The sequence below is a fragment of the Streptomyces europaeiscabiei genome (assembly GCF_001550375.1).
GTDB classification, from domain to species: Bacteria; Actinomycetota; Actinomycetes; order Streptomycetales; family Streptomycetaceae; genus Streptomyces; species Streptomyces europaeiscabiei.
On the sequence record NZ_LRTR01000547.1, the window covers coordinates 1 to 26,760 of the forward strand.

Here is a 26,760-nt window from a genome sequence, read left to right on the forward strand (position 1 = left end):
GGTCGTCGACGCCGCGCAGCCGGACCGCGGTGCGGGCGACCTGACGCACGACCGGGCGGTGCTCGTCGAAGGCGGCGCGGGCGTCCTGGAAGACGTACTGCACCGCCGCCAACTGCCCCCGCCCGCGGTCGCGCAGACTGCGCGGCAGGGGGGTGCCGTCCAGGAGGATGTCGCCGTCGTGGTCGCGGTGGAGCCCGGCGAGACAGCGGGCGAGAGTGGTCTTGCCGCTGCCCGAGCGCCCGACCACGGCCAGCAACTCCCCGGCGTGCAGCACGAGGTCGGGGGCCCGCACGGTCACCTTCGCGCCGCGTGAGCCGTCGCGATGGCGGGCGGTGAGATCGCGTACGCGCAACACGGGCGCGGTGGCCGCCCGGGCGCCCCGGTCCTGGGAGCCCGTGAACGTGTCGACGGCCGTGTCCGCCCCCACCCCCGCCTCCACTCCCGCGTCCACTGCGGAGTCCACTCCCGAGTCCCCCTCCGCCTTCACCGCCGTCTCCGTGAACGACGTTCGTGCGCACAGGAGTTGATGGGTCCACTCGTGCCGGGGCGCCTCCCACATCCGCCCCGTGGGACCCGACTCCACGACGCGTCCCGCTCGCATGACGTGGACCTCGTCGGCGAGGGCGCGTACGACGTCGAGGTCGTGGCTGAGCAGGACGACCGCGATACCGCGCGCCGCGACCGCCGCCAACTGCTCCACGATGAGGCTCTTGGTCAACGCGTCCTGGCCGGTGGTGGGTTCGTCCGCGACGATGACCCGGGCGCCCAGCACAAGGGCCTGGGCGAGGACGACACGTTGCTGCTGGCCACCGGAGAGCTGGTGCGGGTAGCGACGCAACAGGTGCTCCGCGTCCGGGAGCTGGGCATCTGCCAGGGCTCGCAGTACGCGTTCCCGGGAGGCTGCCCGGCGGGCGCCCCGGGGAAGATGACGTACCTGGGTGCGGGCGATGTCGGTGAGGAGGGCGGTGATCCGGCGGGCGGGGTTGAGCACGGCCGCCGGATGCTGCGGTACGTATCCGACGAGGCCGGCGGCCGCCACGTGGACGTCGCCGCTGACGCGTGCGCCCTGCGGGAACTCGCCGAGCAGCGCCAGCCCGGTCGTGGTCTTCCCGCTGCCCGAGGCACCCACCAGCGCGGTGACCCTGCCGGGCAGCACCCGAAGGCTCACCCCGTCGACGATCGCCCGGCCGCCCACCTCGACCCGTAGGTCGGTGATCTCGGCCAGGGATGCCGGGGCGGCCCGGCCGGTCCCGTCGTCGTACCGCTTCACGAACGTCGTTCCTTCCGTACCCGGCACCGGTTGCGCTCGCGGCGCCCGACGCGCCCTCCACTCCCGTCGCGCCCACCGGGCTTCTCCAGCGCGGCGTCGAAGAGGAGATTCGTGCCCGTGGTCAGCGCGACGATCAGCAGGGCGGGGACGACCACGGCCCAGGGCTGCACGAACAGGCCCGTGCGGTTGCGGTCGACCATCACCGCCCAGTCGGCGGCGTCCGGGGCCACCCCGACACCGAGGAACGCGGCCGTGGCGACCAGGTACAGCACACCGGTCAGCCGGGTGCCGGCGTCGGCGCCCAGCGTGCGCAGGATGGTGCGGCCGACGTAGCCCACCGCGGTACGCCACCAGGTCTCGCCCTGGAGGCGCAGCGCCTCGACGACCGGCCGGGAGGCGGCCTCCGTGGCGGCGGCGCGCACGAGGCGGGCCGCGTCCGGAACGTTGACCACCGCCACGAGGAGGGCGAGGCCGACGGCTCCCGGCGTGAACACGGACGCGACCAGCAGGATCAGCAGCAGTGACGGGACGGCGATCAGGACGTCCAGGGGCCGCATCAGCAACTCCTCCAGCCAGCGCCGGTGGGTGAGCGCGGCGATCAGACCGACCGGCAGGGCGACGAGATAGGCCAGCGCTCCGGCGCCGAGCGCGGTCAGCACGACCGGTCGGCCGCCGTGCAGCACCTGCTGCCACACGTCCCGGCCCACGAAGTCCGTACCGAGCCGGTGCCCGTCGCCGAGCGTGAAGGACGCGGCGCGCGCCCCCGGCTCTCCCGCGAACACCGGTCCCAGCAGGGCGAGCAGGAGAGGTACGGCGATGATCGCGACGCCCAGCGCGAAACGGCCCGTACGTCGCCGTCGGGTACGGGTGGCGACGCCCGTGCCGGCCGTGCTGATGTCCGTGCCGGTGGTCACGCCGCCACCCCCGCCCGGGGTGCCATCCGCCGGGCGACCACGTCCGCGCCCAGGTTGAGGACGACGGTCAGGACGCCGAAGACCACGGCCAGGCCCTGGACGACGGGTACGTCGCGTTCGGCGACGGCGTTGAGGAGGACGGTGCCGAGTCCGGGGATCACGTACAGGGCCTCCACGACGATGACGCCGCACAGCAGCCAGTCGACGGTACGGGCGAGTTGCTGTGCGGCGGGGGCGAGAGCGTTGGGGAGGGCGTGGGCATGACGGACGCGGGCGCCCGGGACGCCGTACCGGCGGGCGTGGGCGACGTACGGGGAGGCGAGGGCGTCGACCATGCCGGCGCGGACCAGACGGGCGAGGGAGCAGACCGGCCGGGACAGCAGGACGAGGACGGGCAGGACGAGCGCGGCCGGGTGGGCGAGCAGGTCGGTGCCGTAGCCGACGGCGGTCGGCGGCAGCCAGCCCAGCTTCAGCGCGAAGACGGTCACCAGCAGGACACCGAGGGCGAACTCGGGGACCGCGTACACGGCGAGGGTCAGGGAGCTGATCAGCCGGTCGACGAGGCCGCCCTCGTGGCGGGCGGCCAGCACGCCCAGACCGAAGCCGACCGGTACGAGCAGGGCCACGGTGAGCGAGGCGAGCAGCAGCGTCGGCCCGAAGCCGTCGGCGATGTACCGGCCGACCGGACGGCCCGAGGTGAGGGAGGTGCCGAAGTCGCCGTGCGGCAGGCCGAACGCCCAGTCGGCCAGCCGCTCGTGCACCGGCCGGTCCAGGTGCATCGCCTCGCGGATGGCGGCGATGCGCGCCGGGTCGGGCTGGTCACCCGCCAGGGCCACGGCGGCGTCGCCCGGCAGCGCCTCGGTGAGCGCGAAGACCAGCAGCACGACGGCCACGGTCTGCGCGACACCGAGGAGCAGCCGCCGGGCGACGAAAGAGCGTAGATCGCTTCCGCTCACGCGAGCCACACCTTGTCGAAGCGCGCCCAGTCCAGCGTGTTGGCGGGGGCCTTGGCCTCAACTCCCTTCACCGTCTTGCCCGTTGCGATGATCCAGTCGGCGAACCCCCAGATCAGGAAGCCGCCCTCGGTGTACAGCCGGCGCTGCATCCGCTCGAAGACGGCGGTCCGTTCCGCCTTGTCCCGCGTGGACTGCGCCTGCTGGTACAGCGCGTCGAAGTCCTTGTGCTGCCACTTGGTGGCGTTGGTGGTGGAGTCGGTGAGCAGGCGCTGCGAGATGTGTGCCTCGATGGGCATGGCGCCGGAGCGGTAGCAGGCGAGGGTGCCCGAGTCGAGGATGTCGCTCCAGTACGAGTCCTTGCTGCCCATCCTGACGTCGATCGTGACGCCCGCCTTCGCGGCCTGGTCGCGGAAGATGCTGGCCGCCTCGGTGAACCCGGCGGCGACGGCCGAGGTGTCCAGGCCGACCTTCAGCTTCTCGGCACCGGCCTGCTTCAGGAGCGCGCGGGCCCGGTCGAGGTCCTGCTCGCGCTGCGGGAGGTCGGCGGCGTAGTACTCGTAGCCCTTGCCGAAGAGGTCGTTGCCGATCGCACCCGCCCCCGACAGGGCGCCGTCGACGAGTTCCTGACGGTCGGCGATCAGGAAGAATGCCTCCCGCACGCGCTTGTCGTCGAAGGGCGCCCGGTCCGTCTTCATGCAGAAGGCCTGCATGGCGCTGTTGCGCAGCCGGACGATCTCGATCTGCCCCTTGCCCTCATGGGCGCGGGCGGTGGTGGGGTTCAGCTCGTGGGCGTACTCGACCTGGCCGCCGAGGAGCGCGTTGACGCGGGCGGACTCCTCGTTGGCGACGACGAACTCGAGTTCGTCGAGGTGCGGGGCGCCCTCCCAGTAGGCGTCGTAGCGGCGGAAGACGGCCGAGCGGCCGGGGGCGAAGGAGACGAAGCGGAAGGGGCCGGAGCCGATCGGCTTCCTGTCGAAGTCCGTGTCGGCGGTGTCCTCGGGAACGATGTACGCGCCGAACGCGGCCAGCACATTGGGGAATTCGGCGGTCGGCCGCTTCAGCACGAACTCGATGCCGCGCTCACCGGTGGCCTGGCTCTCGGCGAGGTCGATGGGCTCCAGGGACGCCTTGGCGCGGAACGCCTTCTCGGGGTCGGCGATACGGCGGTAGCTGTACAGCACGTCCTTCGCGGTGACCGGACTGCCGTCGTGGAAGGTGGCCTCGCGCAGGGTGACCCGCCAGCGGTCCAGGGCCTTGTTCGACTCCCACTTCGTGGCGAGGCGCGGCTGCGCGGACAGGTCGGCCCCGTAGTCGGCGAGCTTGTCGAACAGTGCCTTGGCTCTGGCGACGTCGGCGAACAGACTGGCCAGGTGCGGGTCGAGGGTCTCACTGGCGCCGCCGCCGGCGAACGCGGCCCGCAGCCGCCCGCCGCGTCTGGGCGTACCGGTGCCGCCGTCCGCCTCGGCATCCGTACCGCCGCTCTCGCCGCACGCCGTCAGGGCGAGCGCGCCGAGCGTGGCGGCACCCGTGGCGGCGAGAAAGCCGCGGCGGCGCAGACCGGAGAAACGTTCGTCGTGCATGAGGGTTCCTTGGGTGTGAAGGGGCGGAGCAGGGGAGGAGAGATCAGGGGGCGGAGGCGAGTCGCGCGACGACGTGCAGCCGGTCCGCGTCCGCCGAGCGGCCGGGCAACCGCCCCTCCTGCCACGGTGGTTCGGTACGCGGGCCCGGCCCGTCGTGCAGTTCGAGCACCTCGAAGCCGTGCGCGGCCAGGACGTGGCGCAGCTCCTGCGGGAACAACAGCCGCCAGGCGGAACGCTGTTCGGTGGGTGGCGCTCCGTCGTCCGAGGTCCAGACGCGGACACGGCGCAGCAGTTGGGCGGTGCGGTCCACGGTGAGAGTGGTGGTGGACCGGTAGGCGGTGCCCTGCCAGGTGAAGGCGTTGACGGTCGGGGTGTCGAGCAGGTCCGTGCGCCCCAGGAAGTAGGCGCCGTTGCGCATCTCCGCGACCAGCAGCCCGCCGGGTGCGAGCGCCCGGCGGCAGGAGGAGAGGAAGCCGTCGAGCTGGGTGTCGGTGTGGCAGTACAGGAGTGAGCTGTCCAGGCAGACGACCGCGTCGAAGGCCGCCCGGCCCAGGTCGAAGCCGTGCAGATCGGCCCGCGCGTACGCCGGGCCGGGGTGCCGGACGCGGGCATGGGCGAGCATCGCCTCGGAGAGGTCGGCGCCGGTCACCGTACGGCCCGCGCCGTGCAGGTGGGCGGCGTCGCGTCCGGTGCCGCAGCCCATGTCCAGGACCCGTGGACCGGCCCCGTGGCGCCGCAGACAGTCCTCGGCCCAACGCCCGGCCAGCCGCTCGGGATCGGGGAAACGGGCCTCGTACAGTTCGGGGTTGTCGGTGAGGAGGTTGCCGTGCGTCATGCGCTGCTCTTCTCACCCGCTGAGGCGAGGAGGACGGCCCCGGGGTTCGCGGGCAGCGCCCCCAGCCGGCGCAGCCGGCCGACGCCGGCCGCCGAGAGCAGCCCGAACAGGGCGCAGCACACCCAGGGCACCCACGCGTGGCCGCCCCGCTCCCCGGCGTCCATGGCCCACCCGACGAAGGTGTTGCCGACGGCCGCCGCGATGCCCGAGACGACGTAGAAGATCCCGAAGTACGTGCCGGTCAGCTCGGGGCGACCGAAGCGGGGGATCAGCTCCATCACGAACGGCGAGGCGATCATGAGGCCGAGGTGGAGGAGGAGCGCGCCGAGCAGGACGGGTACGGCGGCGAGCCACCCGGAGGTGCCGAGACCCGCCCCCACGGCCGGTGGCAGGAACGCCAGGCCTGTCACGGCGAGCCCCGCACCGATCCAACGGGCCCTGTCACCGCGCGACTTGAGCGCCTTGGTGATGCGCAGTTGAAGCGTGAGATTGGCGAGCGTGCCGACGAGGAAGACGAGACCGGCCGCGCCGTCCCAGCCGGTGGCCTCCCGTGCCCCGGCGGGCAGCAGCAGGTACAGCTGGTTCTCCAGGGTGAACATGCCGATCATGGCGAGCGCGAACGCCAGGAAGGCCCGATTGCCGAGAACCTCCCGCCAGTCCCCGAGGACACCGCCGCCGCTCGGCTCGACCTTCCGCGCGGGCAGGACGAGGGCCTGCGCGACGGTGAGGACCGCGAAGATCGCGGCGGCGGTCAGCGCGGACGTACGGAAGTCCACGAGCAGCAGCACGCTGCCCAGCAGTGGCCCGATCAGGGCCCCCGTCGTCGCGAAGACGTTGAACAGCGCGAACGCCTCGGCCTTGCGCTCCCCGGCCTCCTGCGACAGGTACGCCCGCACCGCCGGGTTGAACAGCGCCCCGGCGAGCCCGCTGAGCACCGACGCGGCGAGCAGCACCGGCAGCCCGTCGCCGAGTGCGAACAGCCCGAACCCGACGGTCCGCAGTGCGCACCCGGCGATGATCACGCCCCGCGCGCCGAGCCGGTCCGAGGCGGAGCCCCCGATGATGAACAGGCCCTGCTGGCTGAGGTTCCGGACGCCCAGGACGATGCCCACGACGGCCGCGGACATGCCCAGGTTCTCGGTGAGGTGGGTGGCGAGGTAGGGGATCAGGAGGTAGAAACCGATGTTGACGCCGAGCTGGTTGACCAGCAGGAGGCGGACCGCGAACGGGAAGCGGCGTATCTCATGCCACGTCTGCACGGCGTATCTCCTTGGTTCCGTCGGTCGCGCGGAGTCGAACTCCCAGTCCCGGTGTGTTGGTTGTCCGTACGAACCCGTCGGCGCCGCCTATCCCGGTCCACGGGTCTTCGGCGAGCAGGAGATGCCCGTCGAGGTCCACCCAGCGGGCCCGGTCGGCGAGGTGGACGGCAGGTGCGAGACCGAGGCTGCTGGCGGTGAGGCAGCCGAGCATCAGCTCGGTGCCGCTGCCCTCGATCGACTCGGCGATCCGCAGTGCCGCGTGGACGCCGCCGCACTTGGCGAGCTTGACGTTGACCCCGTGCACCCGCCCCGCCAGCCGCCGCACGTCCTCCAGCCCCACGGCGTCCTCGTCGGCGATGACGGGCAGCGGCGAGCGCTCGGCCAGGGTGGCGAGCGCGTCCGGATCGCCCGGAGCGACGGGCTGCTCGACCGCCTCCACGCCCAGTTCCGCGAAGCGCGGCAGCAGGGCGACCGCCTGCGCCGGCGTCCAGGCGCCGTTGGGATCGAGGAGCAGCCTCACCCCGGGTGCGGCGTCGCGGACGACCCGTACGCGTTCGACGTCGTCCTCCGGGTCCGGCGCCCCGGCCTTGATCTTGACGACCTCGAAGCCGCTCGCGGCCAGCCGGCGGGCCTCGGTCGCGGCACGCATCGGCGAGGTGATGCCGATGGTCCGGGCGGTCGCGGCCACCGGAGCGGACGGAGCGCCCAGCAGACGGTGAACGGGGCTGCCCGCCCGCTTGCCGGTCAGATCGAGGAGCGCGGCGCCGACGGCGGCGGTCACGGCCGGCGGAGTCTGCGGCGAACCGGCCGCCCCGCCGTCCAGCAGCGCCTCCAGCGCGCCCTGCGGATCGCGGAACCGTACGAGGTCCGCGGCGACGTCCGCGAACAGGCGTTCCAGGGTGCCGGTGTCGAGGCCGTAGTAGGCGCTGGTGACGGCCTCACCGTGGCCCTGCACCCCGTCCTCGTCCTCGACGGTCAACCACACGGCGTCACGCGCGGCCATGGTGGAGCGGGAGATGCGCAACGGCTCGGCGAGTTCGAGACGTACGGTGCGCTGGGTGACCTTCACAGTGTCTCTTCCGGACGGGGGACCTCATGGGGGACCTTGAGCGGGTCGCGGACCCTGCCGCACCGGACCCAGCCGACGGCCTCGGCGGCGCCGGGGTGGGGGATCTCGACGGGCCGGACGGCGGCGGCGGCGGGGTCGATGCCGTGGGCGGTGGTGAAGTCGTCGTCGTAGACGCTGCCGAGGTAGCGGTGCGGGCCGTCGGGGAAGACGGTGGCGACGACGGCGCCCGGGTGGACGCGGGCCGCCCAGGCGGCGACGAGCGCGACCGCGCCGGTGCTCCAGCCGCCGCTGACGAAGCTGCCCCGCGCGAGACGGCGACAGCTGTCGACGGCCTCCGCCGGGCCCACCCAGTGCACCTCGTCGAAGGCGTCGTAGGCCACGTTGCGCGGATGGATGCTGCTGCCCAGGCCGCGCATCAGCCTCGGCCGGGCGGGCTGGCCGAAGATCGTCGAGCCGGTGGAGTCGACGCCGACGAGGCGCAGGGCGGGCCAGTGCCGCCGCAGCGGGCCGATGATGCCCGCACTGTGGCCGCCGGTGCCGACGCTGCACACCAGGACGTCCAAGTGGTCGAGCTGGACGGCGAGTTCGGCGGCGAGTGAGGCGTACCCGGCGGTGTTGTCGGGGTTGTTGTACTGGTCGGGCCAGTAGGCTCCCGGCAGTACGGCGAGCAGTTCCCGCAGCCGCGCGAGGCGTGCCGCCTGCCAGCCGCCCCGGGGTGCCGGGCGGTCCACCAGCTCCAGCCGCACGCCGTGGGAGTGCAGCAACTGCCGCATGGGCGGCTCCAGTTCACTGTCGCCGACCAGCACGACGGGATGGCCGAGCGCCTGTCCCGCGAAGGCCAGTCCGATGCCCAGGGTGCCGGACGTCGACTCCACCACGGGGGCACCGGGCAGCAGCTCACCGCGCTCCCGGGCACCCAGCAGCATGGACACGGCGGCCCGCGCCTTCATTCCGCCCGCCGCGAGCCCTTCCAGCTTGGCCCAGAACCCCGGCTGGGGGCCGGGCAGATCGGCGGTCACGCGCGCCAGCGGCGTCCGCCCGACGAGGGACAGCAACTCCGGGCGGGCGACCGCACGCAGGACGGTCGACGACGTCACTGGCCGTCCCCCGATGCCGGACGGGAAGCCGAGCCGGCGTCCGCCCCGTCCGGGCGGTAGCGGTGCAGCGTGCCCGGCCCCGCGTCCAGCCAGAAGAAGGGGTACGGCTCCGCGCACACCGCGCTCACCCCGTGACCGAGGAACCGGGGCAGCACCGCGCTGCCCGTCTGCGCGAACATCACCAACTGCTTTCCGTGCGACAGCGCGTGCCGCCGCAACGGCTCGAAGCTGCCGTTGCCCAACGTCATCCCGGAGACCAGCAGCGCGTCACATCGGTCGGCCGCCCCGAGCGCGTCGGTGACGACCTCCTCGCCCCACTCCGTGACCCCGCCCTTGAGATCGCACGGCACATAGCGCAGGCCGCGTGAACGCAGGGCCTCCAGAAGGGAGTTGACGACCCCGACGACAAGCACCGTGGCGCCCGTCGGCAGATCGAGCAGCTCGACGACGGCGCGCGCCCGCGCCCGCGACTTCTCCAGCGACGTACCGCCCGACAGTGGGAAGGGGTGTGCCCCGTTCTCCGGTGTGTGCGGGCCGACATGCATCAGATAGGCGTCCAGCGCGGCCACCCGGACCGGGAGGAGCGGATGCTCCAGGAGCCGGGCGACGTCGGCGCCGACACAGTCGTCGATCGCCGCGTCCGGCAGGGCACCGGGTTCGACCGCACAGGACCCCACGGCACCGGCGAGTCGCAGACTGAGCACCTCATTGCGATAGCCGGTGCCCCGCCCGTCGTGCCGCACCGCCTGCCGCGTCACGAACGCCACCGCCACGCGCAACGTCCGCGGGTCCGGGCCGAGCCGGCCGGTACGGGCGTGCTCCAGCAGCTCCTCGTACGTGGCGACGCCGGCCACCGGCGCGACGGCGGTCACCGGATCACCAGCCCGGAGCGCAGCTCGCCCAACAGCTCCTCGACCCGCCCGCGCGCGCCCGGCCCGGCCGGGTCGCCCACCATGACATGGCCGAGATACTCGTTGTTGCTGCCCGCCGACCTGACCTGTCGCCCCGGCTCGGAGAGCTGTACCTCCAGCACGTCCGCCAGGTCGGCGAGCCGACCGCCGTCCAGCGCTTCGAGCGTGCCCGAGGTCTCCGGTACGAGGAAGCCGACGGCGGCACTGCGCAGCCCCGTCTCCCGGCGCCGCAGATCGGGCTCGCGACCGAGGGCGACCTCCACGGCGGCCGCCGCGAGGTCGATGCCGGTGACATGGCGGACCAGCTCGGTGATGCGGTTCCCGGCAGGCCGGGGGTTGACCTCGACCACGCGCGGACCGGCCGGGGTCAGCTTGATCTCGGTGTGGGCCACGACGCCGTCGGTCAGCCCGAGAGCCTTGAGCGCGCCCAGCGCGGTCTGCTCGGCGGCCTCCGCGTCGGCGCCCGTCAGGGCCGCGGGGAACATGTGTCCGGTCTCGATGAACGCGGGTGCCCCGCCGATGCTCTTGTCGGTCACGCCCACGACGTGCACGACTCCCGCGTACGACACGGTCTCGACGCTCACCTCGGGCCCGGTCAGCAGCTCTTCGAGGAGGACGGCGGGCACCCTGCGCTGCCCACGCGCGTTCAGCGGGAAGTCGGCCAACGACCGTACGGCAGAGGCGAGTTCGGCCTCGTCGTCCACGCGACGCACGTACATGCCCGCGCACAGGTCGACGGGCTTGACGACCAGCGGATAGCCGATCTCCCGCGCCGCCCGGGCGATGTCGGCCCACTCCTCGTGGAGCGCGAAACGGGGTCCGGGTACGTCGGCGTCGGCGAGGACGCGGCGGGTGGCGTCCTTGCGGCAGGCGTTCTCGACGGCCTCCGGGCCCGGCCCGGGGAGTCCGAGGTGTCCGGCGATCCGGGCGACCGTCGGCAGGTAGTAGTCGCAGGACGAGACGACCCCGTCGAAGGCGAACACCGAGTGCAGGCGCTCCGCCTCCGGCAGGAGGGTGTCGACGTCGTTGGTGTCGGCCGTGACCACGTTCCGCGCGCCGAGCAGCGGATGGGCCGTGCCCTCGGGGGCCGAGCGCAGGTAGTGGTGCAGGTCGCGGGTGAGGAAGGTGAACTCGTGCCCACCCTCCCGAATGGCCCGTGGCAGCAGTCTGCTCATCGATCCGACCCAGCTCTCGACCACCAACAGATGAGCCACAGCTCCCCTTTTCGTGCGGTGCGTACAGGCGTCAGGGCAGCCCGACGACACCTCGACGAGGAGGGGGCACCAGGCTTGACATGCCCACCTTATCGATAATCGTTTTCATTGTCATGGGGGAGGTGAGTGGGGAGGTCGTGGTGCGGGGCGACAGGAGCGATGCCGGTCAGAGTTCGTCGAACGGATGCCGCACGGCGAACTCCGGAGCGGTCATCCCGAAGAGCACCAGGTCGTGATGGCGCCCGGCGAAGAACTCGTGGTCGCGCTGTCGGCCCTCCTCGACGAAGCCGAGCCGTCGGTGCAGCGCGAGCGACGCCTCGTTGTAGGCGAACACGCCCGTCTCGCACTTGTGATAGCGCCGCTCGCCGAACATGAAGCGCAACAGCAACGTGATCGCCTCCGACGCGTACCCGCGCCGCTGATGGTCACCGCTGATCCCGATGCCGTAGGAGAACCGGCCGGTGCGCGCCACGGTGTCGTGGGTCGAGAGGGCGCCGACCGGTTCGCCGCTGTCCAACGCCTCGATCGCCAGCCGGAAGACGTCGTCGTCCGGCCGGGCGACGGCCTGTTCCGCCGCCCAGACCCGGTAGCCCTCGGCGGAACGCGGCAGGTGGAGCGCGTCCACCGACCGCTGGTGCTCCGTGAACCCGTCCATCCGCATGAACGCCTGCCAGTCCTCGGGCTCGATGCCTCGCAGCCGTACCCGCCCACCCGTCCAGAATGAACTCATCCGCCCATGTCAGCAGTGTTTTTGACGTCGCGTCCAACGATTTCCGGCAGTGGGATGCAGGCTCATCCGATCTGGACCACGCGGGCCCAGTCGGGTGGGGAGTCCGGTACGTAGTCCGGGTCGTCCTCGTCCCAGGAGGTGTGTCGGTGATGCCGCTGGAACAGGCCGACCACCGTCCGGCAGGGTGGCCGGGAGCCGGGCCAGGGGGTCTGTCCGTCGGTGAGGACCACGATGACGTCGGGCCTGGGGTGGCTGCGGAGCGCCTTGGCGAAGCCGGCGCGCAGGTTCGTACCGCCGCCGCCCAGCAGCGGGATCCCCTCGGCCCGGCACAGCGGGTGGGCGATCCGGGCCGCCGCGTCGCACGGGACGACGGTGACGAGGTCCCGTCGGCCGCCCACGGCGCGGGAGATCGCCGCGACCTCCAGGAGTGCGCTGCCCAGCTCCGTGTCACTCACCGACCCGGAGGTGTCGATGATCACGGAGACATGGGGCGGCCGGCGCCGCAGGCTCGGCAGCACGGTTCCCGGCACGCCGGCCGAGCGTCGCGACGGCCGGCCGTAGCTGTAGTCCTCGCCCGCGCCGGGCGCGGAGGCCGCCGACCGGACCGCCGCTCCCAGCAACGCGCGCCACGGCTGCGGCGGATGGAACGCCTCCTCCGCCCAGCGCTTCCAGCCCTCGGGCGCGGACCCCGGACGGCCGGTGATGCCCTGAGCCACCCGGAACCGGACCGCGTCCCGTTCCTGCTCGCTCAGGCCGTGCGCCCCGTCCGGCCCCAGCTCCCACTCCCGTTCCAGACCGTCGGCGCCACTGCCGCAGTCCAGCCACGCGAACTCCAGTGTCTGCGGCCCCAGTTGGAACCGGAGCAGATAGTCCTCCATCAACTGCCCCTCGGGCAGCCTCAGGTACGCCGGATCGACGGCCCCCTGGGGCTTGACCAGCCCGTCGCCGAACGCGTCGTCGTTGATCTCGCAGTCGGCGGCGATGTTCATCCGCAGCCGCTCCCCGGGACCGGTCAGCCCACGCTCCTTGGCGACCCGGTCGCTGCGTCCGTGATGGTCGCGCAGCAGATGCGACACCTCGTGCACCCACACCCCGGCCAGTTCCTCCACCGGCGTACGGTCCACGAAGTCCGGGGAGACGTAACACCGCCAGTACCGGTCCACCCCCATGGTGGGCACCTGCCGGGACTCGACGGTGTGCAGCGCGAACAACGCCGTCGCCAGATAGGGGCGGGCCCGCGCCGCCTGCAGCCGGGCGGTGAAGAGTTTGTCGAAGTCCAGGCCCCGAGTGCCCGCCGCGCCGGGCCTCACACCGGAACCGGTGTCCGCACCCGTGAGGGTGCTCACCTCCCTACCCATGTCGGTGCTCATCGGCGGGCCCGTGTCGCCGTCTTGGCACGGGCCGCAGCCTCGTTGGCCCTGCGCGACAGGGTGACCACTCCGGCGAGGCTCTCGATCGCCGCCGGAACGTCCCAGTCGTCGCGGCGCAGCGAGGCGAGCGTGGTCGCGGGGACGACCACCAGATCAGGGGCCCCGGTCTCCAGCGCCCGGACCAGCAGAGCCCACGCCGCGTCCCAGCGGTCCTTCTCCGGCCGCGCCCGGACCGCGGCGACCACGCCGTCGAGCACGGCCTGCCGCAGATCGCCCCGCTGGGGCAGGTCCGCCCCCGCCGGATCGGCGAGCAGCGTTTCCGGATCCGGGAGGTCCAGCCGGTCCAGGCCGGCCAGCAGCTCCAGCCCCGGACCGTCGCCCACGGTGCCCCTGACCAGCAGGGAGAGTACATCGCGAGAGACACCGGAGGCGGTCGCGAAGGCGATCAGATGCAGCGTCATCTCCCAGCTGCGGGGCGACGGCCATGGCCCGCCCCGGCGGGTCTCGCTGCTGGGCAGCTGATGCACGAGTTTGGGGCGCGCGGCCAGCAGCGCGCACACAGCGCGGCGGGCGAAGTCCACCGCCTCCGACAGCCGCTCCGGCGCGAGCCGCGGCAGGGTGGCCCGAGGCCAGGTCCCGCCGAGACCCCGTACGACGACCTCGTGGTCGTGCGTCCACTGCAGGTGCACGAACCGGTTGGCCAGCGGCGGGCTCAGCTCCCAGCCGTCGGCCGCCGAGGACCGGGGGTTGGCGGCGGCCACGATCCGCACGCCGGGCGGCAGTTGGAGCGCGCCGATCCTCCGCTCCAGCACCAGCCTGAGCAGCGCGGCCTGAACGGCGGGCGGCGCCGTCGACAGCTCGTCCAGGAACAGCAGCCCCCGGCCGGCCCGCACCAGCCGCACCGCCCAGTCCGGCGGTGCCATCGGCACACCCTGCTCGGCCGGGTCGTCTCCCACGATCGGCAGGCCCGAGAAGTCGGACGGCTCGTGCACGCTGGCGATCACGGTCGTCAGCGGAAGATCCAGGGCGGCGGCGAGCTGTGTCAGCGCCGCGGTCTTGCCGATCCCCGGCTCACCCCACAGCAGTACGGGCAGATCCGCGGCGACGGCCAGGGTCAGCGCCTCCAGCTGCGTGTCGGGGCGCGGTTCGGTGGTCGTGGTGCGCAGCAGGCTCAACAGGTCGCCCGCTATGTCGAGTTGCGAGGAGGTGTGGTCGGGGTCGGGATCGCTGCCGGCATCGGAGAAGGGGATGGTGGGCGTGGCGAACGGGGCGCAAGTGGGCATGTCTGATCACCTTGGTGTGTAGTGGGCTGAAGGCGGGTGGGACCCGGGTCCCGGGTCGAGGTCCCGGGTCGAGGTCCTCGGTCAGAAGAAGGTCGCGACGCGGGGGCGGCGGTGGCGGGGAGGGCGGCGACCGACATTGGCGCGGACCCGGCCGCGGCTCGGATCGGCGAGGCCGGCCCGGTAGAGGCCGTAGGCGATCCGTCGTCGCGCGGCCGACTCCAGCTCGTCCCGCAGCGGGCCGTCGCGCAGCACCGCCTCGGGGCCGAGGAGCCCCTCGACGACGGCCAGCGCACCGGCGATGTCTCCGTGGTCCAGGCGTTCGCGCACGCCGGAGAGACAGTCCGGCCGACGGTGTGCCTCGTCGATGGCCCGCAGACAGGGGAGGGGAGTACCGGTCAGTTCGACCAGCAGTTGCTCCCGCCGGAGCTCGGCCGGGTCATGGTCCAGTGCCACCAGTGCCCCGTCGACCAGGCCGATACGGTGCCGCTCTCCCCGGCACTCCACGATCCGTGGGCGGCCCGTCAGGTCCGGAGCCTCGGGCGGGCCCGACCGCGCATGATCCGGTATCAGGGCCGACGCGACCAGTGGATGCAGCCGCCCGACGTCGATCGCGCCGGCACGGATCAGCTCCAGATCGGGCAGCACCCAGGTCGCGGCGTCGGGCAGGACCGGCAGCGAGGTGAAAGCACCGTCGTCGCCGGATACGGCCGTGATCCGCGGGGCGGCTGACCCGTTGCCGAAATCCCTGTGGGCCTCCGCGCCCGAACCCGGGCTCGGTTCCAGGTCCAGGTCCAGGTCCATGAGGAATCTACGCCGGGTGCCGCACCGCACGAGGACCGTCCCGGTGGACCGCCCTTCGGCGCGCAGCACGATCGCCGCCTCGTCCACCCACCGTTCGACGGCACAGCCGCGCTCCGCAGCAGGCGTGCCCCACTCCTCCCATCCCGGCGGCCGGGGGCCCGGTGGCCGCTCGGCTCCGGAACGAATCCGCAGCTCACCCGCCCTGCGCGCATCCCACAGATGGCGGTGCAGATCGAGCCGGTACCGACGGCTGGGGTGCGGATGCGGATGACCGCGGGCGCCGGCCCCGGAGCGGGACCCGTCCCACAGCGCGAGGCCGATCCGCTGCCCGGCGTCGGCCCAGGCGGGCGGAGTCCGGGCCACGAGGTGCACGGGATCCGGGCCGTCGCGCCCCGCCGCGTGGTACCGGGCCAGGGTGATGGTCAGGCCCGGACGCAACAGCCCGTCGGGAGCGATCCTCGGCATGTGCCAACGCAGCAGATCCGGAGCCAAGTGCCGAAGATCGGCCCGGACCCGGGCCGCCAGCTCCTGGCCGTGACCGTTTGCCAGGGAGCGCATGTCGAGGTCGATGTCGATGCCTGCGGCGGCACATGCCCCGGCCCAGTCGCCGACGGCACGGCGGGCGGTCGCAGTCTCGATCATGGAGGGTGGCACGGCGAACTCGCGCACGCGCAACCAGAGGGAAAGCCGGGAGTTCCCGTTCGCGACGTCAGTGAGCATCAGCACTCACCTTGCGCGGACGGGACCCCCATTCTGCCGAGGGAGTGTGTAGTCATCGCGGTGACCGTAACTCCATCCGTGCCGATCCCGCACCTGTTTTTTCGAGCGGGTGCGTGCACGCACCGCTGACACCCTGGACGGCCCCCTCGTACTCGCCCCGCCGGCGCCCCCTCAACACGGTCACCGTACGCACGTCAAAGCGACGTCGGCGCTCAAGTGGTGGCGCCCAGGGCACCGGCGTACGGTCGAACAGTGAACGCGGCGGTGGACGGAACCGTTCACCGGACCCTGCCTTTGCGATACGCCATGAGCAATCCTCAGCCGACTTCCCCGCAGCGCACCACCACCCGGGAAACGGGTGGTGGTGGGAGTGGGATGGCGTTGTTCGTCCTCGCGTCGTGTCAGTTGATGGTGGTGCTGGACATCACCATCGTGAACATCGCGCTGCCGGACATCCAGCGTTCGCTGGACTTCTCGACGACGAGCCTTGCCTGGGTGGTCAACGCGTACACGCTGACCTTCGGCGGGCTGTTGCTGCTGGGCGGGCGGGCCGGTGACATTCTCGGCCGGCGGCGGGTCTTCGTCTTCGGTGTGCTGCTCTTCGTCCTGGCCTCGCTCCTCGGCGGCCTCGCCCAGAACGCCGGCCAACTCCTCGCCGCCCGCGCCCTCCAGGGTGTCGGCGGCGCCATCGCGTCCCCGACGTCCTTGGCGCTGATCAGTACGACGTTCCGTGAAGGCCCGGAGCGCAACCGGGCGTTCGGGGTGTTCGCGGCCGTCTCGGCGGGCGGCGGAGCGATCGGGCTGCTCGCGGGCGGCATCCTCGTGGAGTGGCTGAACTGGCGGTGGGTGCTGTTCGTCAACGTGCCGATCGGACTGCTGATCGTGCTGGCGACGCCGCGCTGGATCAAGGAGTCCGAACGCCACCCGGGACACTTCGACATCACCGGCGCGCTGACCTCCACCCTGGGCATGGTGCTCCTGGTGTACGGCTTCATCCGGGCAGCGCAGGAGGGCTGGCGGGACGGTCTCACGATGGCCTCGTTCGCCGGCGCCGTGGTCTTCCTCGCCCTGTTCATCCTGGTCGAGCGGCGTTCGAAGCAGCCGATCACCCCGCTTCACATGTTCCGCGACCGGAACCGGGCGGGCACCTACGGAATCATGCTGTGCCTCGCAGCCGCCATCTTCGGCATGTTCTTCTTCCTGACGCTCTTCGTGCAGAACGTGCTGGACTTCAGCCCGTTGCAGGCCGGGCTCGCCTTCCTGCCGGTCAGCGCGGTCATCGCGGTCGGCGCCGCACTGGCCTCGAAGTTCCTGCCCACTTACGGACCCAAACCGTTCATGGTGGGGGGTGCGATCCTGTGCGCGGTCGGGCTCGCCTGGCTGACCCTGACCGACGTGCACTCCACGTACGTCGGCAGCGTCCTCGGTCCGATGCTCGTCTTCAGCCTCGGCATGGGCATGGAGTTCGTCTCGCTGACCCTGATGGCGCTCTCCGACGTCCGGACCGCCGAGACCGGCGCGGCCTCCGGACTCCTCAACGCCACCCAGCAGGTGGGCGGTTCACTCGGCCTCTCCATCCTCGTCACGATGTACGGCACGGCCAGCACCAACGAGGCGGAGAACCAGGTCCCGGACTTCCTCTCCCAGGCGACACCGGCCGAGCGCCTGCGGTTCGAACAGACCGGGCAGCTCCCGCCGCCCTGGTCCCACGAGGTACTCACCGCAGGCGTCTCGGCCGCCTTCGTCATGGCCGCCGTCTTCACCGTCATCGCCGCCCTGATCGCCGTACTGGCCATCCAGGTCCGGCCCTCCGACCTGGAGCGACTGAAGGGCGGGGTGGGGCCGGGTCCGGGCTGAGGAATCAAGGGGATCCAAGGGCCATGGGGATGCCATGGGGATCAAGTAGTCGTACAGGCGGCCCCGTTGAGTGTGAACGCGGTCGGAGCCGGGTTGGCGCTCCCGCGCGTGGCCGTGAAGCCGAGGGTGACCGATCCCGCCGCGGGGATGTTCGCGGTGTACGACGCGGCGGTGACGGTGACGGCCGCGCCGGACTGTGCCACCGTGCCGCCCCACAGGCTGGAGACGCGCTGGCTGTCGGGGAAGGTCCAGCGGAGGGTCCAGCCGTCGACCGCCGAGGTGCCGGTGTTGCGGATGACGACCTCGCCCTGGAACCCGCCGGACCACGTGCCCGTCACCCGGTAGCCGATGGCGCAGGCCGCCGTGGAACCGCCGGAGGAGGTCGTGACGGTCACCGTTCCCGAGCGCGCCGAGCGGTTGCCTGCCGCGTCTCGCGCGTAGACGGCGAAGCCGTACGAGGTGGCGGGAGACAGGCCCGTGAGCGTGGCCGAGGTTCCCGTGGTGGTGGTCGCGGCGGTCTCGGTCGTGCCGTTGACGCGGACCACGTCGTAGCCCGTGACGCCGGTCGCGTCGGTGGCGGCGGACCAGGTCAGGGTGGCGGACGAGGAGGTCACCGCGGAGGCGCTCGGGGTTCCGGGAGTCGTCGGGGGAGTGGTGTCGCCGCCGGAGGACGAGTAGATCGCGGCTTCCCTGGACGTGGCGGCGATGCCGTTCACGCCGTTGAAGAGGCGTTGGCCCCAGCTGGTCAGCTGGTTCGGGTCGAAGTTCGTGACCATGTCCAGGTACTCGACGCCGCCGCCGTTGCCGCTCCAGGACCAGCCCAGGTAGCCGAGGCCGAGCCGCTGCGTGGTGGCGAGGATGGCGTCCTCGTCGGGGTTGCCGTCCGAGTGGTCGTGCCCGAACTCGCCCACCACGATGGGGAGTCGGGCCGACACGAACCGGTTGAGGTAGTCGTTCACCTCAGCCGCCGTGTCGAAGACGCCGTACATGTGGATGGAGAAGATCGTGTTGGCGTCCGGATCGGCGGCGAAGACGGAAGCCGCGTTGTCACGCATCGTGAACGCCCAGTCCTGGCCCCAGTTGGGGGCGTCGACCATGATCGTGTGGTCGAATCCGGCGGTGCGCAGCTTCTGGATCGCCGCCTTGGTGTCGGCCGTCCAGCCCGCGTAGTTGTTGTTGCCGTACGGCTCGTTGCCGATGTTGACGATGACGTGGTCCTCCTGACCCGTCAGCGCGCTCTGCACACCGATCCAGTAGTCGGCGGCCCGCGAGAGCGTGACCGCCCCGCTCTGCTCGCCGTAGCCCGTTGTGTCGTGCACCTCCAGGACACAGATGAGCCGGTTCCGCTTGCACTGCGTCACGACGTTCGTCACGTCGGCGGTGTCGTTACGGGTCCACCGGTCACCGCTGGAGAGGACCACGCGCACGGTGTTGGCGCCCTTGGCCTTGATGTGGGCGAGCGAGCCCATCTGGTTCGGGTACCAGGTGTGGGCGTGGTTCACGCCGCGCATCACGAAGTCGTTGCCGGAGCGCTCCAGGAGCCGGCCGTTCTCGATGCGGAAGCCGGGTGCCGCCGCGTGCGCCGGCGCGCCGAAGGCGAACAGGGGGAGGAGCAGACCGAGAAGGGCTGCGGCGAGGGTGGCTGTGCGGGGTATGCGGGCGAGGGCTGTCGTGCGCGTACGGAATCTCATGGCGGCTCCAGGAGGAGGAGAGTGGGCGAGGGGAACGGGGGAGGGAGCCTCGGCCGTTATGAGGAGGCCGTCCCCCTCGCCGTACAGCCGACCGTCGCCGACGGCGTCCCGGCCGTCGTGGACGTCGTGGCGACGAAGCCGAACGTGGCGCTCGCGCCCGGCGCGAGCGCGCCGTTCCACGAGGCGTTGGTGACCGTGACCGTGCCGTCGGGCGCCGTGGTCGAGGTCCCGTTCCAGACCTGGGTGAGACGGGCCCCGTCGGCCGGTACGACGGTCACGGTCCAGCCCGAGACGGTGGACGTGGACGTGTTCGTCACCGTCACCTCGCCCTGGTAACCGCCCTGCCAGACGTTGCCGGCCCGGAAGGCCGCGCCGCACGCGGGCTGACCGCCACCCGGATCGCCGGGGTCACCCGGTACCCCCGCGTCCAGCACCGCGCTCAGCGCCGGGAACCAGCGGGCGGCGATCTTGTCGTCGCCGACGGCGTTCGGGTGCACCCCGTCGTACGTGTCGGTCGCCGTACTGAACCCGGTCCACTGGTCGACCACCGTCACGGGTGAGTCGCCGGTGCTCGTGGCCCGAGCCCAGTCGGGGATGCGCGCGTTGAGGTCGACGACGCGCTGTGCGCAGCCCGAGCAGCTGCCGGGGTTCAGGGGGATGAGCTGGGCGACGAGGATCCGCATGCGCGGGTTGGAGGCCCGCATCTGCCCGACCAGCTTGGTGTACGCGGCGAGAACGCGGTCGGGGGCGATACCGCTCCACACGTCGTTCGTGCCGAAGTGCATGACAACGATGTCCGGAAGCGTCGCGGCCAGCCGGGCGGGCAGCAGGTTCTGGTCGGCGGCATTGGTCACCAACTCGCCGCCGTGGCCCTCGTTGTCGCCGTCGTGCTCCTGCCCGCAGCCCTGCGGGCCGAGCGTGCCGACGAAGTCGATGTCCGTGTGGCCGGCGTTCCGCAGCCGGTTCCACAGCACCGCCCGCCAGCAGCCGGGCGAGCCGGTGATCGAGTCGCCGAGCGGCATGACGCGCACGGGGGTCGCAGTCGTGTCGGCTGCGGTGGCGACCGGCGCGAACGTCAGCGCCAAGGGGAGCAGCAGGGCGGTCAGAAGGCCGAGAAGCGGCAGGTGCCGTAAGGGGGAGTGGTGGGTTCTGCGCATGGTGGGTCCCTACCCTGGGTGAGATGGGAGCGCTCCCATGTGAACTTGCCATCGTTGTCATTCACACGTCAAGACGGCTGCACGGGTGGCTTGCCGTGTCCGAGAGAGAGGCGAGTCGGCGACCTTGGAAAGGGATCACCCTTTCCAAGGTCGGAAAGGGATCACCCTTTCGATGGCTTTACGCACGTCTCTTCGTTCGCGCTCTCACTCCACTGAACTTCCCCCATGTCCAACGGAGTTCGCGCGAGAAGGCCTCGTGTCCGGACCTGGACGGGCAGCGCGGTGGCCGCCGTCTGCTCGTCGCCCACCCGGAGCGGCTTGTCCACCGAGGTCGTCTCCTCCTTCACCGCCTCCTCCAGTTCGGCCCCTGCGGCCGACGCCCGCTCCGCCTCGTCCCTCGCCGCTCTCCAGGGCCGGCGGTTCACGCTCGTCACCGGTGACGTGGTGACCGTCGGCACGGAGAAGGGTGAGCCAAGGTCGACGTCGAGCCCGGCAGGGGCCGCGAAATCATCGGCTTCGTGAGGCGGGGCGGCGGTGCCGGCCTCAGCGTCATCCCCATGGATGTGGCCCCGCTGGTCGCCACCGGCAGGGTCGACGACCAACTCGTCGATCTCGGCGCCCTGCCCTGTACCGCTTCGGCCACGCCGACGGGGCCGACTGTGACCGGGGGCTCCCTCTGATCGTCCGGCACGCCGGTCCGCGGTTGCCGGCCGAGACACGGGGAGAGGCCGTCCCCGGTGGCCCGGTGGCCCGGTGGTCCGGTGGTCCGGTGGCGCGGTGGCGCTGGAGTCGATCGACCGGGCGTCGACCTTCGACGTGACGGTGAAGGAGGCGTACAAGCTCAAGAAGTCATGACACCGGGTCGCCGACCCCGGGCCCGGCCGCGCGGGGTCGGCGACCCTCGCGTTCAAGAATGAGAACATGGATCACTTGCATGGATATTGACGTGCTCGGGACAACGGCTCTAGCTTCCGAGATGGAAAGCGCTTTCCCCTTCGGTTGTCCGGGAGACGAACCATGCGTCCACTGCGATCCACCGTGTGTGCAAGCCTGTTGAGTGTCCTGGCCGGCGGACTCCTCGCCCTGTCCGCCCCCGCCGCGCACGCCGCCGGCAGCCTCTTCGTGGCGACCAACGGCAGCGACAGCAACGCCGGCACGTCGGCGGCCCCGTTGCGCACCATCCAGCGCGCCGTGGACCTGGCACAGGCGGGCGACTCGATCCTCGTCCGGGGCGGGACCTACGCGCCCACCACGAACATCCAGCTGCTCAAGAGCGGTACGGCGAGTCAGCCCATCAGGCTGGCCAACTACAACGGCGAGCGGGTCGTCATCGACGGCGAGGGCATGCCGTACACGCCCGGCGCGGTGGGCTCCAGCATCCCCCGGGCCCAGCGGGGCGCGATCCACATCGAGGGGGAGCACTGGCGGCTGAGCGGGCTGGAGATCGTCAACGGGCCGTACGGGATCTTCGGCGTGGACACCAGCGGCAATGTCTTCGAGCGCCTGGTCACGCGGAACAACTACGAGTCCGGCGTGCACCTCCAGGGTGCGTCGAGTGCCAACCAGATCATCAACCTGGACAGTCACGGCAACCGGGATCCGCGCAAGAACGGCGAGAGCGCCGACGGCCTGGCGATCAAGGAGGGCGCCGGGGCGGGCAACGTGGTGCGCGGGGCCCGGCTGTGGAACAACGCGGACGACGGGCTGGACTTCTGGGAGTTCCTCTCCCCGGTGACCGTCGAGGGGAGCGTCGCGTACGGGAACGGCTACAACCGCTGGAGCCTGCCGAACTACACCGGTGACGGCAACGGCTTCAAGCTCGGCGGTGGCGGCGACGAGGACCCGGCCGCCGCGCACGTCGTACGCAACAGTGCGGCGTGGGACAACTCGGCCGGCGGGTTCATCGACAACTCCAACCCCGGCGCGCTGGTGGCCGAGCGCTGCACGGCGTGGCGCAACAAGGGCACGGGGTTCGACTTCGCGGACGCCGACGGGACACTGACGAAGAACCTCGCGGTGGCCAACGGCACGAACGTCTCGCTGGGCTCGAGCTCCGGCGGCAGCGGCAACTCCTGGAACCTCGGCGGCACCTGGTCCTTCGCGAGCACCGACGCGGCCACGATCACCGGAGCCAGGGCGACCGACGGCTCCATCCCGGCCTCGGCCTTCCTGCGGCCCGCGAACGGAGCGGACGTCGGGGCGCGGTTCTGAGGGATGGTGTCGGGCGGTGCCGTCTGTGCGCCGCCGGCCGGTTCGGGTGGCGCTCGCTGCTCGCTGCTCGCTGCTCGCTGCCCGTTCACGGTGACCGGTGACCGGTGACCCGGTGCGTAGGTCGTCCGTCCTGTCCTCGGCCTTCCTGTGGTCCGTGGACGGCGCGGACGCCGGGGCGCGGTGCTGACGCAGGCCGTTCGCCGGTACTCCTCGTGCGCCGCCCGGCCGGACCGGGCGGCGCTCACTTCTCCGTTCCCGGTGCCCGGGTGCGCAGGCCGTCCATGACGAGGTCGAGGAGGCGGGTGGCGCGCGGCTGCCAGTCGTCCCGGGGGTCGATCTGCCAGAGGCCGGCGATCGCGAGGAAGAAGTCGTCCGCGGTGACTCCGGTGCGGACGGTCCCGGCCTTCTCACCCGCGCGGAGCAGGAGTTCGGCGGCTTCGACCACCGGGGCGTGGCCGGGGCTGTCGGAGCCGCAGGTGGCCTGGCGGATCGCGTCCGCGAGGCCCGCCTTGGTCATGGCGAACCGGGCGAGACGGTCCATCCACTCGCGGAGCGCCCGGTCCGGCTCACGGGTGGTGAGCAGCTCGGCGGCGGAGTCGGCGACCTGACGCGTCTCGTGCCGGTAGACCTCCAGGACGAGTGCCTCCCGGGTGGGGAAGTGGCGGTAGAACGTGCCCTGTCCGACGCATGCCTTCCTGGCGATCCGGCTCAGGGGCGTGTCGGCGGAGCGTGTCAGTTCGGCCAGTGCGACCGCGAGGATGCGTTCGCGATTCCGCTGTGCGTCCGCGCGCAGAGGGGCGCCCTTCTTCTGCCACACGCGGCCTCCTCACGGGTCCCTGGCCGAAACCCGTCCTTGTTAAGTGGACAACTGTCCGTTACGTTTTCCCGGAAAGGACAGCTGTCCGGTTGATTCATCGTAGCGTCGACGCGACCGGCGTCGGCAGCAGCGCTGTCCACATCCCTGATTCGACCGCCTGCCGGAGCGAGTCCCTTCGACATGCCCCGGATACGCGAAAGAAGGCTGATCATGTCCCCAGCCACCTCCTCGACGTACAGCGCCATCACCCTGAACATCAACGGCGAGAAGCACACGCTCTCCGTCGACCACCGCACCACCCTGCTCGACGCCCTGCGCGAGCGACTCGACATGACCGGCACCAAGAAGGGCTGCGACCAGGGGCAGTGCGGTGCCTGCACCGTCCTCGTCGACGGACGCCGCAACGTCTCCTGTCTGCAGTTGGCGGTGGCGGCCGAGGGGCGCGAGATCACCACCATCGAGGGTGTCGCCGACGGGGACGCACTGCACCCCGTGCAGCAGGCGTTCCTCGATCTCGACGGCTTCCAGTGCGGCTACTGCACCCCCGGCCAGATCTGTTCGGCCATCGCGGTCATCGAGGAGCACGCGGCGGGCTGGCCCAGCGCCGTCACCGACGACGTCCGTCCCGAGGCGGGACCGCCACCGCTCACGCCCGGGGAGATCCGGGAGCGGATGAGCGGCAACCTGTGCCGCTGCGGCGCCTACGTGTCGATCGTCGAGGCCGTCGCCCGCGCCGCCGCCGAGAGCACCGCGAAGACCAAGGAGACCGTGGCGTGAGGGAGTTCGACTACCAGCGGGCGTACGACGTCTCCGGCGCGGTCGCCCTGCTCGGCGCCGACCCCGAGGCCCGCTTCCTCGGCGGCGGCACCAACCTCGTCGACCTGATGAAGACCGGCGTCGAGCGGCCCGCCCGCCTCGTCGACGTCCGCGAACTCCCGCTCGGCGGGATCGAGTCCACCGAGGACGGCGGACTGCGGATCGGCGCGACCGTCACCAACAGCGACCTCGCCGCCCACCCCGACGTACGCCGCCGCTACCCGGCGCTGACCCAGGCGGTCCTGGCCGGTGCCTCCGGGCAGCTGCGCAACATGGCCACCGTCGGCGGCAACCTCCTGCAGCGCACCCGCTGCGGCTACTTCGCCGACGTCACCCAACCCTGCAACAAGCGGACCCCCGGCAGCGGCTGCCCCGCGATCGAGGGCGAGCACCACAACCACGCCGTCCTGGGCGCCTCCGGGCACTGCGTGGCCACGCACCCCTCCGACATGGGCGTGGCGCTGGCCGCCTTCGACGCCGTCGTCACCTACGAAACAGCCGACGGACCGGGCGAGTCGCCACTCGCCGACTTCTACCTTCCGGTGGGCGACACCCCGCACCTCGAGACGGCCCTGCCGCCGGGCGCCCTGATCACCGGTGTCACCCTGCCGGCCGCTCCGGTCGCCGCCCACTCCCGCTACCGCAAGGTCCGCGAGCGCGCCTCGTACGCCTTCGCCATCGGCTCCATCGCCGCCGCGCTCGACGTCCGGGACGGCATCGTGCGCGAGGTGCGGCTGGCCTTCGGGGCGGTCGCCTCCCGGCCGTGGCGGGCGTACGCGGCGGAGTGGGCGCTGACCGGTGCACCGGCCGACGCCGAGACCTTCGCGGCCGCCGCCGACGCCGAACTGGCCGACGCCGAGCCGCTGCCGCACAACGGATACAAGGTGACGCTCATGCGCAACCTCGTCGTGGCCGTCCTGTCCGAACTCACCGAGGAGGCCACCCGATGACCACCGCCCCCACGGCACACCAGGGCGCCGTCGGCACCGCGCACACCCGTGTCGAAGGCCGCGACAAGGTCACCGGGGCCGCCCGCTACGCAGGGGAGATCCCCTTCACCGGGCTCGTCCATGGCTGGCTGGCGCTGTCGACCGTGGCCCGTGGCCGGATCCGCGCGATCGAGAGCGCCGACGTGCTCGCGATGCCGGGCGTGCTCGCCGTCCTGACCCACGAGAACGCCCCGCGTGTCACGACCGACTACACGGGTCTCATGGGGATGACACCGGATCCGACCATCGCCGTCTTCCAGCACGACCGGGTGCCGCACCTGGGCTGGCCGGTGGCGCTGGTCGTCGCCGAGACCTCCGAGCAGGCCAGGGAGGCCGCCGAGGCGCTGGTGGTGCACTACGAGCAGGAGCCGCACGACATCGCCTTCGCCGCCGGGCACCCGGAGGCCTACGACGCGGGCGGCTTCGGTCCCGCGGTGATCGAGAAGGGCGACCTGGAGGCCGAACTCGCCGCGTCCGCCGTCGTCCTGGACGCCGAGTACACCACCCCCGAGGAACACCACAACCCGATGGAACCCCACGCGGTGACGGTGCGCTGGGACGCGGGCCGACTCGACGTCGTCGACTCCAACCAGGGCACCATGTGGGTCGCGGGCGAACTCGCCAACCTGTTCTCCCTCGACCCCGCCTCGGTGCGGGTGCGCTCCGAGCATGTCGGCGGTGGCTTCGGCAGCAAGGGCGTCCGCGCGCACCAGGTCGCCGCCGTCATGGCCGCGACCGTCCTCCAGCGCCCCGTCCGGGTGGTCATGACCCGGCGCCAGATGTTCTCCCTGGCGGGTTACCGCAGCCCCACCACTCAGCGCGTCCGGCTCGGCGCCGACCCCGACGGACGGCTGCGTGCGCTGGAGCACCGCTCCCAGTGCCTCACCTCGACCGTCCACGAGTTCGTCGAGCCGGCCGCCGGACCGGCCCGCGTGATGTACGACGCCGACGCCCACCACACGGCCAACCGAGTCGTACGGCTCGACGTGCCGACACCGACGTTCATGCGTGCGCCGGGTGAGGCGCCGGGGTCGTTCGCACTGGAGTCGGCCTTCGACGAACTCGCCGAGAAGCTGGGCATCGACCCGATCGAGCTGCGGGCCCGCAACGAACCGGAGCGCGGTCCCGTCTCCGGCTTGCCGTTCGGCAGCCGCAATCTGCACGCCTGCTTCCGCGAGGGCGCCCTCGGCGGAGCGTCACGCCCTCGCCGACA

The 26,760-nt window shown here is 72.0% G+C and carries 23 protein-coding genes and 1 pseudogene; 7 read left to right on the forward strand and 17 right to left on the reverse strand.

Features of this window, described 5'->3' with window-relative positions; all coding sequences use genetic code 11:
• From AWZ10_RS26825 to AWZ10_RS26890, 14 genes and pseudogenes are all read right to left on the reverse strand, one after another.
• The coding region (locus tag AWZ10_RS26825; RefSeq protein WP_425264507.1) for an ABC transporter ATP-binding protein at positions 1 to 1,480 on the reverse strand (1,480 nt) is incomplete at its 3' end.
• Positions 1,426 to 1,827 (reverse strand): annotated as a pseudogene (locus AWZ10_RS55795) (ABC transporter permease subunit); the annotation flags it as partial. The gene AWZ10_RS26825 and the pseudogene AWZ10_RS55795, both read right to left, overlap by 55 nt.
• A 353-nt stretch (positions 1,828 to 2,180) precedes the next feature.
• Entirely contained in the window at positions 2,181 to 3,140 is a 960-nt protein-coding gene (locus AWZ10_RS26835) for an ABC transporter permease (RefSeq protein ID WP_060892232.1), read from the reverse strand.
• Positions 3,137 to 4,720 (reverse strand): ABC transporter substrate-binding protein, encoded by a 1,584-nt coding sequence (locus AWZ10_RS26840; RefSeq protein WP_060892233.1) that lies wholly within the window; start codon positions 4,718 to 4,720, stop codon positions 3,137 to 3,139. Before AWZ10_RS26840 ends, AWZ10_RS26835 begins: the two co-directional genes overlap by 4 nt.
• A 43-nt stretch (positions 4,721 to 4,763) precedes the next feature.
• Positions 4,764 to 5,555: a class I SAM-dependent DNA methyltransferase gene (locus AWZ10_RS26845; RefSeq protein ID WP_060892234.1), complete on the reverse strand. Its 792-nt coding sequence runs from the start codon at positions 5,553 to 5,555 to the stop codon at positions 4,764 to 4,766.
• A complete protein-coding gene (locus tag AWZ10_RS26850; protein ID WP_060892235.1) occupies positions 5,552 to 6,814 on the reverse strand; it encodes an MFS transporter in 1,263 nt (420 codons plus the stop codon). Before AWZ10_RS26850 ends, AWZ10_RS26845 begins: the two co-directional genes overlap by 4 nt.
• Positions 6,798 to 7,883: a mandelate racemase/muconate lactonizing enzyme family protein gene (locus AWZ10_RS26855; RefSeq protein WP_060892236.1), complete on the reverse strand. Its 1,086-nt coding sequence runs from the start codon at positions 7,881 to 7,883 to the stop codon at positions 6,798 to 6,800. Before AWZ10_RS26855 ends, AWZ10_RS26850 begins: the two co-directional genes overlap by 17 nt.
• Entirely contained in the window at positions 7,880 to 8,980 is a 1,101-nt protein-coding gene (locus tag AWZ10_RS26860; protein ID WP_060892237.1) for a PLP-dependent cysteine synthase family protein, read from the reverse strand. Before AWZ10_RS26860 ends, AWZ10_RS26855 begins: the two co-directional genes overlap by 4 nt.
• Positions 8,977 to 9,852, reverse strand: coding sequence for a Rossmann-like domain-containing protein (locus tag AWZ10_RS26865; protein ID WP_060892238.1), 876 nt, complete (start codon positions 9,850 to 9,852; stop codon positions 8,977 to 8,979). Before AWZ10_RS26865 ends, AWZ10_RS26860 begins: the two co-directional genes overlap by 4 nt.
• On the reverse strand, positions 9,849 to 11,105 hold the full coding sequence (locus tag AWZ10_RS26870; RefSeq protein ID WP_208618556.1) for an ATP-grasp domain-containing protein: 1,257 nt from the start codon (positions 11,103 to 11,105) through the stop codon (positions 9,849 to 9,851). Before AWZ10_RS26870 ends, AWZ10_RS26865 begins: the two co-directional genes overlap by 4 nt.
• A 166-nt stretch (positions 11,106 to 11,271) precedes the next feature.
• The gene (locus AWZ10_RS26875) at positions 11,272 to 11,835 is read right to left on the reverse strand and encodes a GNAT family N-acetyltransferase (RefSeq protein ID WP_060892239.1); all 564 of its coding nucleotides are present in this window, start codon (positions 11,833 to 11,835) and stop codon (positions 11,272 to 11,274) included.
• A gap of 62 nt (positions 11,836 to 11,897) precedes the next feature.
• Positions 11,898 to 13,193 carry a vWA domain-containing protein gene (locus AWZ10_RS26880; RefSeq protein WP_319052778.1) on the reverse strand — a complete coding sequence of 432 codons (1,296 nt, stop codon included), beginning with the start codon at positions 13,191 to 13,193 and terminating at the stop codon, positions 11,898 to 11,900.
• An 8-nt stretch (positions 13,194 to 13,201) separates the two neighbouring features.
• Positions 13,202 to 14,488 carry an AAA family ATPase gene (locus AWZ10_RS26885; RefSeq protein ID WP_060892240.1) on the reverse strand — a complete coding sequence of 429 codons (1,287 nt, stop codon included), beginning with the start codon at positions 14,486 to 14,488 and terminating at the stop codon, positions 13,202 to 13,204.
• Between the two features lie 81 nt (positions 14,489 to 14,569).
• Positions 14,570 to 16,009, reverse strand: coding sequence for a KH domain-containing protein (locus AWZ10_RS26890; RefSeq protein ID WP_208618557.1), 1,440 nt, complete (start codon positions 16,007 to 16,009; stop codon positions 14,570 to 14,572).
• A gap of 375 nt (positions 16,010 to 16,384) precedes the next feature.
• Between AWZ10_RS26890 and AWZ10_RS26895 the strand changes: the two genes are divergently transcribed.
• Positions 16,385 to 17,866, forward strand: a complete 1,482-nt coding sequence (locus AWZ10_RS26895; RefSeq protein WP_060892241.1) for an MFS transporter — start codon at positions 16,385 to 16,387, stop codon at positions 17,864 to 17,866.
• Between the two features lie 41 nt (positions 17,867 to 17,907).
• On the opposite strand, the gene AWZ10_RS26900 is transcribed toward AWZ10_RS26895, so the two are convergent.
• Both AWZ10_RS26900 and AWZ10_RS26905 read right to left on the reverse strand, forming a co-directional pair.
• On the reverse strand, positions 17,908 to 19,557 hold the full coding sequence (locus tag AWZ10_RS26900) for a cellulase family glycosylhydrolase (protein ID WP_060892242.1): 1,650 nt from the start codon (positions 19,555 to 19,557) through the stop codon (positions 17,908 to 17,910).
• Positions 19,558 to 19,613: 56 nt separating this feature from the next.
• Complete coding sequence (locus AWZ10_RS26905) at positions 19,614 to 20,714, reverse strand: cellulose binding domain-containing protein (protein ID WP_060892243.1); 1,101 nt, start codon at positions 20,712 to 20,714, stop codon at positions 19,614 to 19,616.
• A gap of 225 nt (positions 20,715 to 20,939) precedes the next feature.
• On the opposite strand from AWZ10_RS26905, the gene AWZ10_RS51605 reads away from it, so the two are divergent.
• The 3 genes from AWZ10_RS51605 (at position 20,940) to AWZ10_RS26915 (ending at position 22,925) form a co-directional block, all read left to right on the forward strand.
• Entirely contained in the window at positions 20,940 to 21,236 is a 297-nt protein-coding gene (locus AWZ10_RS51605) for a hypothetical protein (RefSeq protein WP_159058344.1), read from the forward strand.
• Positions 21,237 to 21,271: 35 nt separating this feature from the next.
• Positions 21,272 to 21,394 (forward strand): hypothetical protein, encoded by a 123-nt coding sequence (locus AWZ10_RS55175; protein ID WP_276145796.1) that lies wholly within the window; start codon positions 21,272 to 21,274, stop codon positions 21,392 to 21,394.
• A 337-nt stretch (positions 21,395 to 21,731) separates the two neighbouring features.
• A complete protein-coding gene (locus tag AWZ10_RS26915) occupies positions 21,732 to 22,925 on the forward strand; it encodes a right-handed parallel beta-helix repeat-containing protein (protein ID WP_060892245.1) in 1,194 nt (397 codons plus the stop codon).
• A gap of 241 nt (positions 22,926 to 23,166) precedes the next feature.
• Here AWZ10_RS26915 and AWZ10_RS26920 read toward each other — a convergent pair whose 3' ends face one another.
• A complete protein-coding gene (locus AWZ10_RS26920) occupies positions 23,167 to 23,742 on the reverse strand; it encodes a TetR/AcrR family transcriptional regulator (protein WP_060892246.1) in 576 nt (191 codons plus the stop codon).
• Positions 23,743 to 23,952: 210 nt separating this feature from the next.
• On the opposite strand from AWZ10_RS26920, the gene AWZ10_RS26925 reads away from it, so the two are divergent.
• From AWZ10_RS26925 to AWZ10_RS26935, 3 genes are all read left to right on the forward strand, one after another.
• Positions 23,953 to 24,519: a (2Fe-2S)-binding protein gene (locus tag AWZ10_RS26925; RefSeq protein ID WP_060892247.1), complete on the forward strand. Its 567-nt coding sequence runs from the start codon at positions 23,953 to 23,955 to the stop codon at positions 24,517 to 24,519.
• Positions 24,516 to 25,508 carry an FAD binding domain-containing protein gene (locus tag AWZ10_RS26930; protein ID WP_060892248.1) on the forward strand — a complete coding sequence of 331 codons (993 nt, stop codon included), beginning with the start codon at positions 24,516 to 24,518 and terminating at the stop codon, positions 25,506 to 25,508. The genes AWZ10_RS26925 and AWZ10_RS26930 overlap by 4 nt, the downstream gene beginning before the upstream one ends.
• Positions 25,505 to 26,760 (forward strand): xanthine dehydrogenase family protein molybdopterin-binding subunit (locus tag AWZ10_RS26935; protein WP_159058345.1); only part of this gene is annotated, 1,256 nt, incomplete at its 3' end. The genes AWZ10_RS26930 and AWZ10_RS26935, both read left to right, overlap by 4 nt.

Coding starts and splice junctions, on each gene's coding strand:
- AWZ10_RS26840 (WP_060892233.1), bottom strand. CDS start 4,720: ATGCACGACGAACGTTTCTCCGGTCTGCGCCGCCGCGGCTTTCTCGCC.
- AWZ10_RS26845 (WP_060892234.1), bottom strand. CDS start 5,555: ATGACGCACGGCAACCTCCTCACCGACAACCCCGAACTGTACGAGGCC.
- AWZ10_RS26875 (WP_060892239.1), bottom strand. CDS start 11,835: ATGAGTTCATTCTGGACGGGTGGGCGGGTACGGCTGCGAGGCATCGAG.
- AWZ10_RS26880 (WP_319052778.1), bottom strand. CDS start 13,193: ATGGGTAGGGAGGTGAGCACCCTCACGGGTGCGGACACCGGTTCCGGT.
- AWZ10_RS26885 (WP_060892240.1), bottom strand. CDS start 14,488: ATGCCCACTTGCGCCCCGTTCGCCACGCCCACCATCCCCTTCTCCGAT.
- AWZ10_RS26890 (WP_208618557.1), bottom strand. CDS start 16,009: ATGCTCACTGACGTCGCGAACGGGAACTCCCGGCTTTCCCTCTGGTTG.
- AWZ10_RS26895 (WP_060892241.1), top strand. CDS start 16,385: ATGGCGTTGTTCGTCCTCGCGTCGTGTCAGTTGATGGTGGTGCTGGAC.
- AWZ10_RS26900 (WP_060892242.1), bottom strand. CDS start 19,557: ATGAGATTCCGTACGCGCACGACAGCCCTCGCCCGCATACCCCGCACA.
- AWZ10_RS26905 (WP_060892243.1), bottom strand. CDS start 20,714: ATGCGCAGAACCCACCACTCCCCCTTACGGCACCTGCCGCTTCTCGGC.
- AWZ10_RS51605 (WP_159058344.1), top strand. CDS start 20,940: ATGTCCAACGGAGTTCGCGCGAGAAGGCCTCGTGTCCGGACCTGGACG.
- AWZ10_RS55175 (WP_276145796.1), top strand. CDS start 21,272: ATGGATGTGGCCCCGCTGGTCGCCACCGGCAGGGTCGACGACCAACTC.
- AWZ10_RS26915 (WP_060892245.1), top strand. CDS start 21,732: ATGCGTCCACTGCGATCCACCGTGTGTGCAAGCCTGTTGAGTGTCCTG.
- AWZ10_RS26925 (WP_060892247.1), top strand. CDS start 23,953: ATGTCCCCAGCCACCTCCTCGACGTACAGCGCCATCACCCTGAACATC.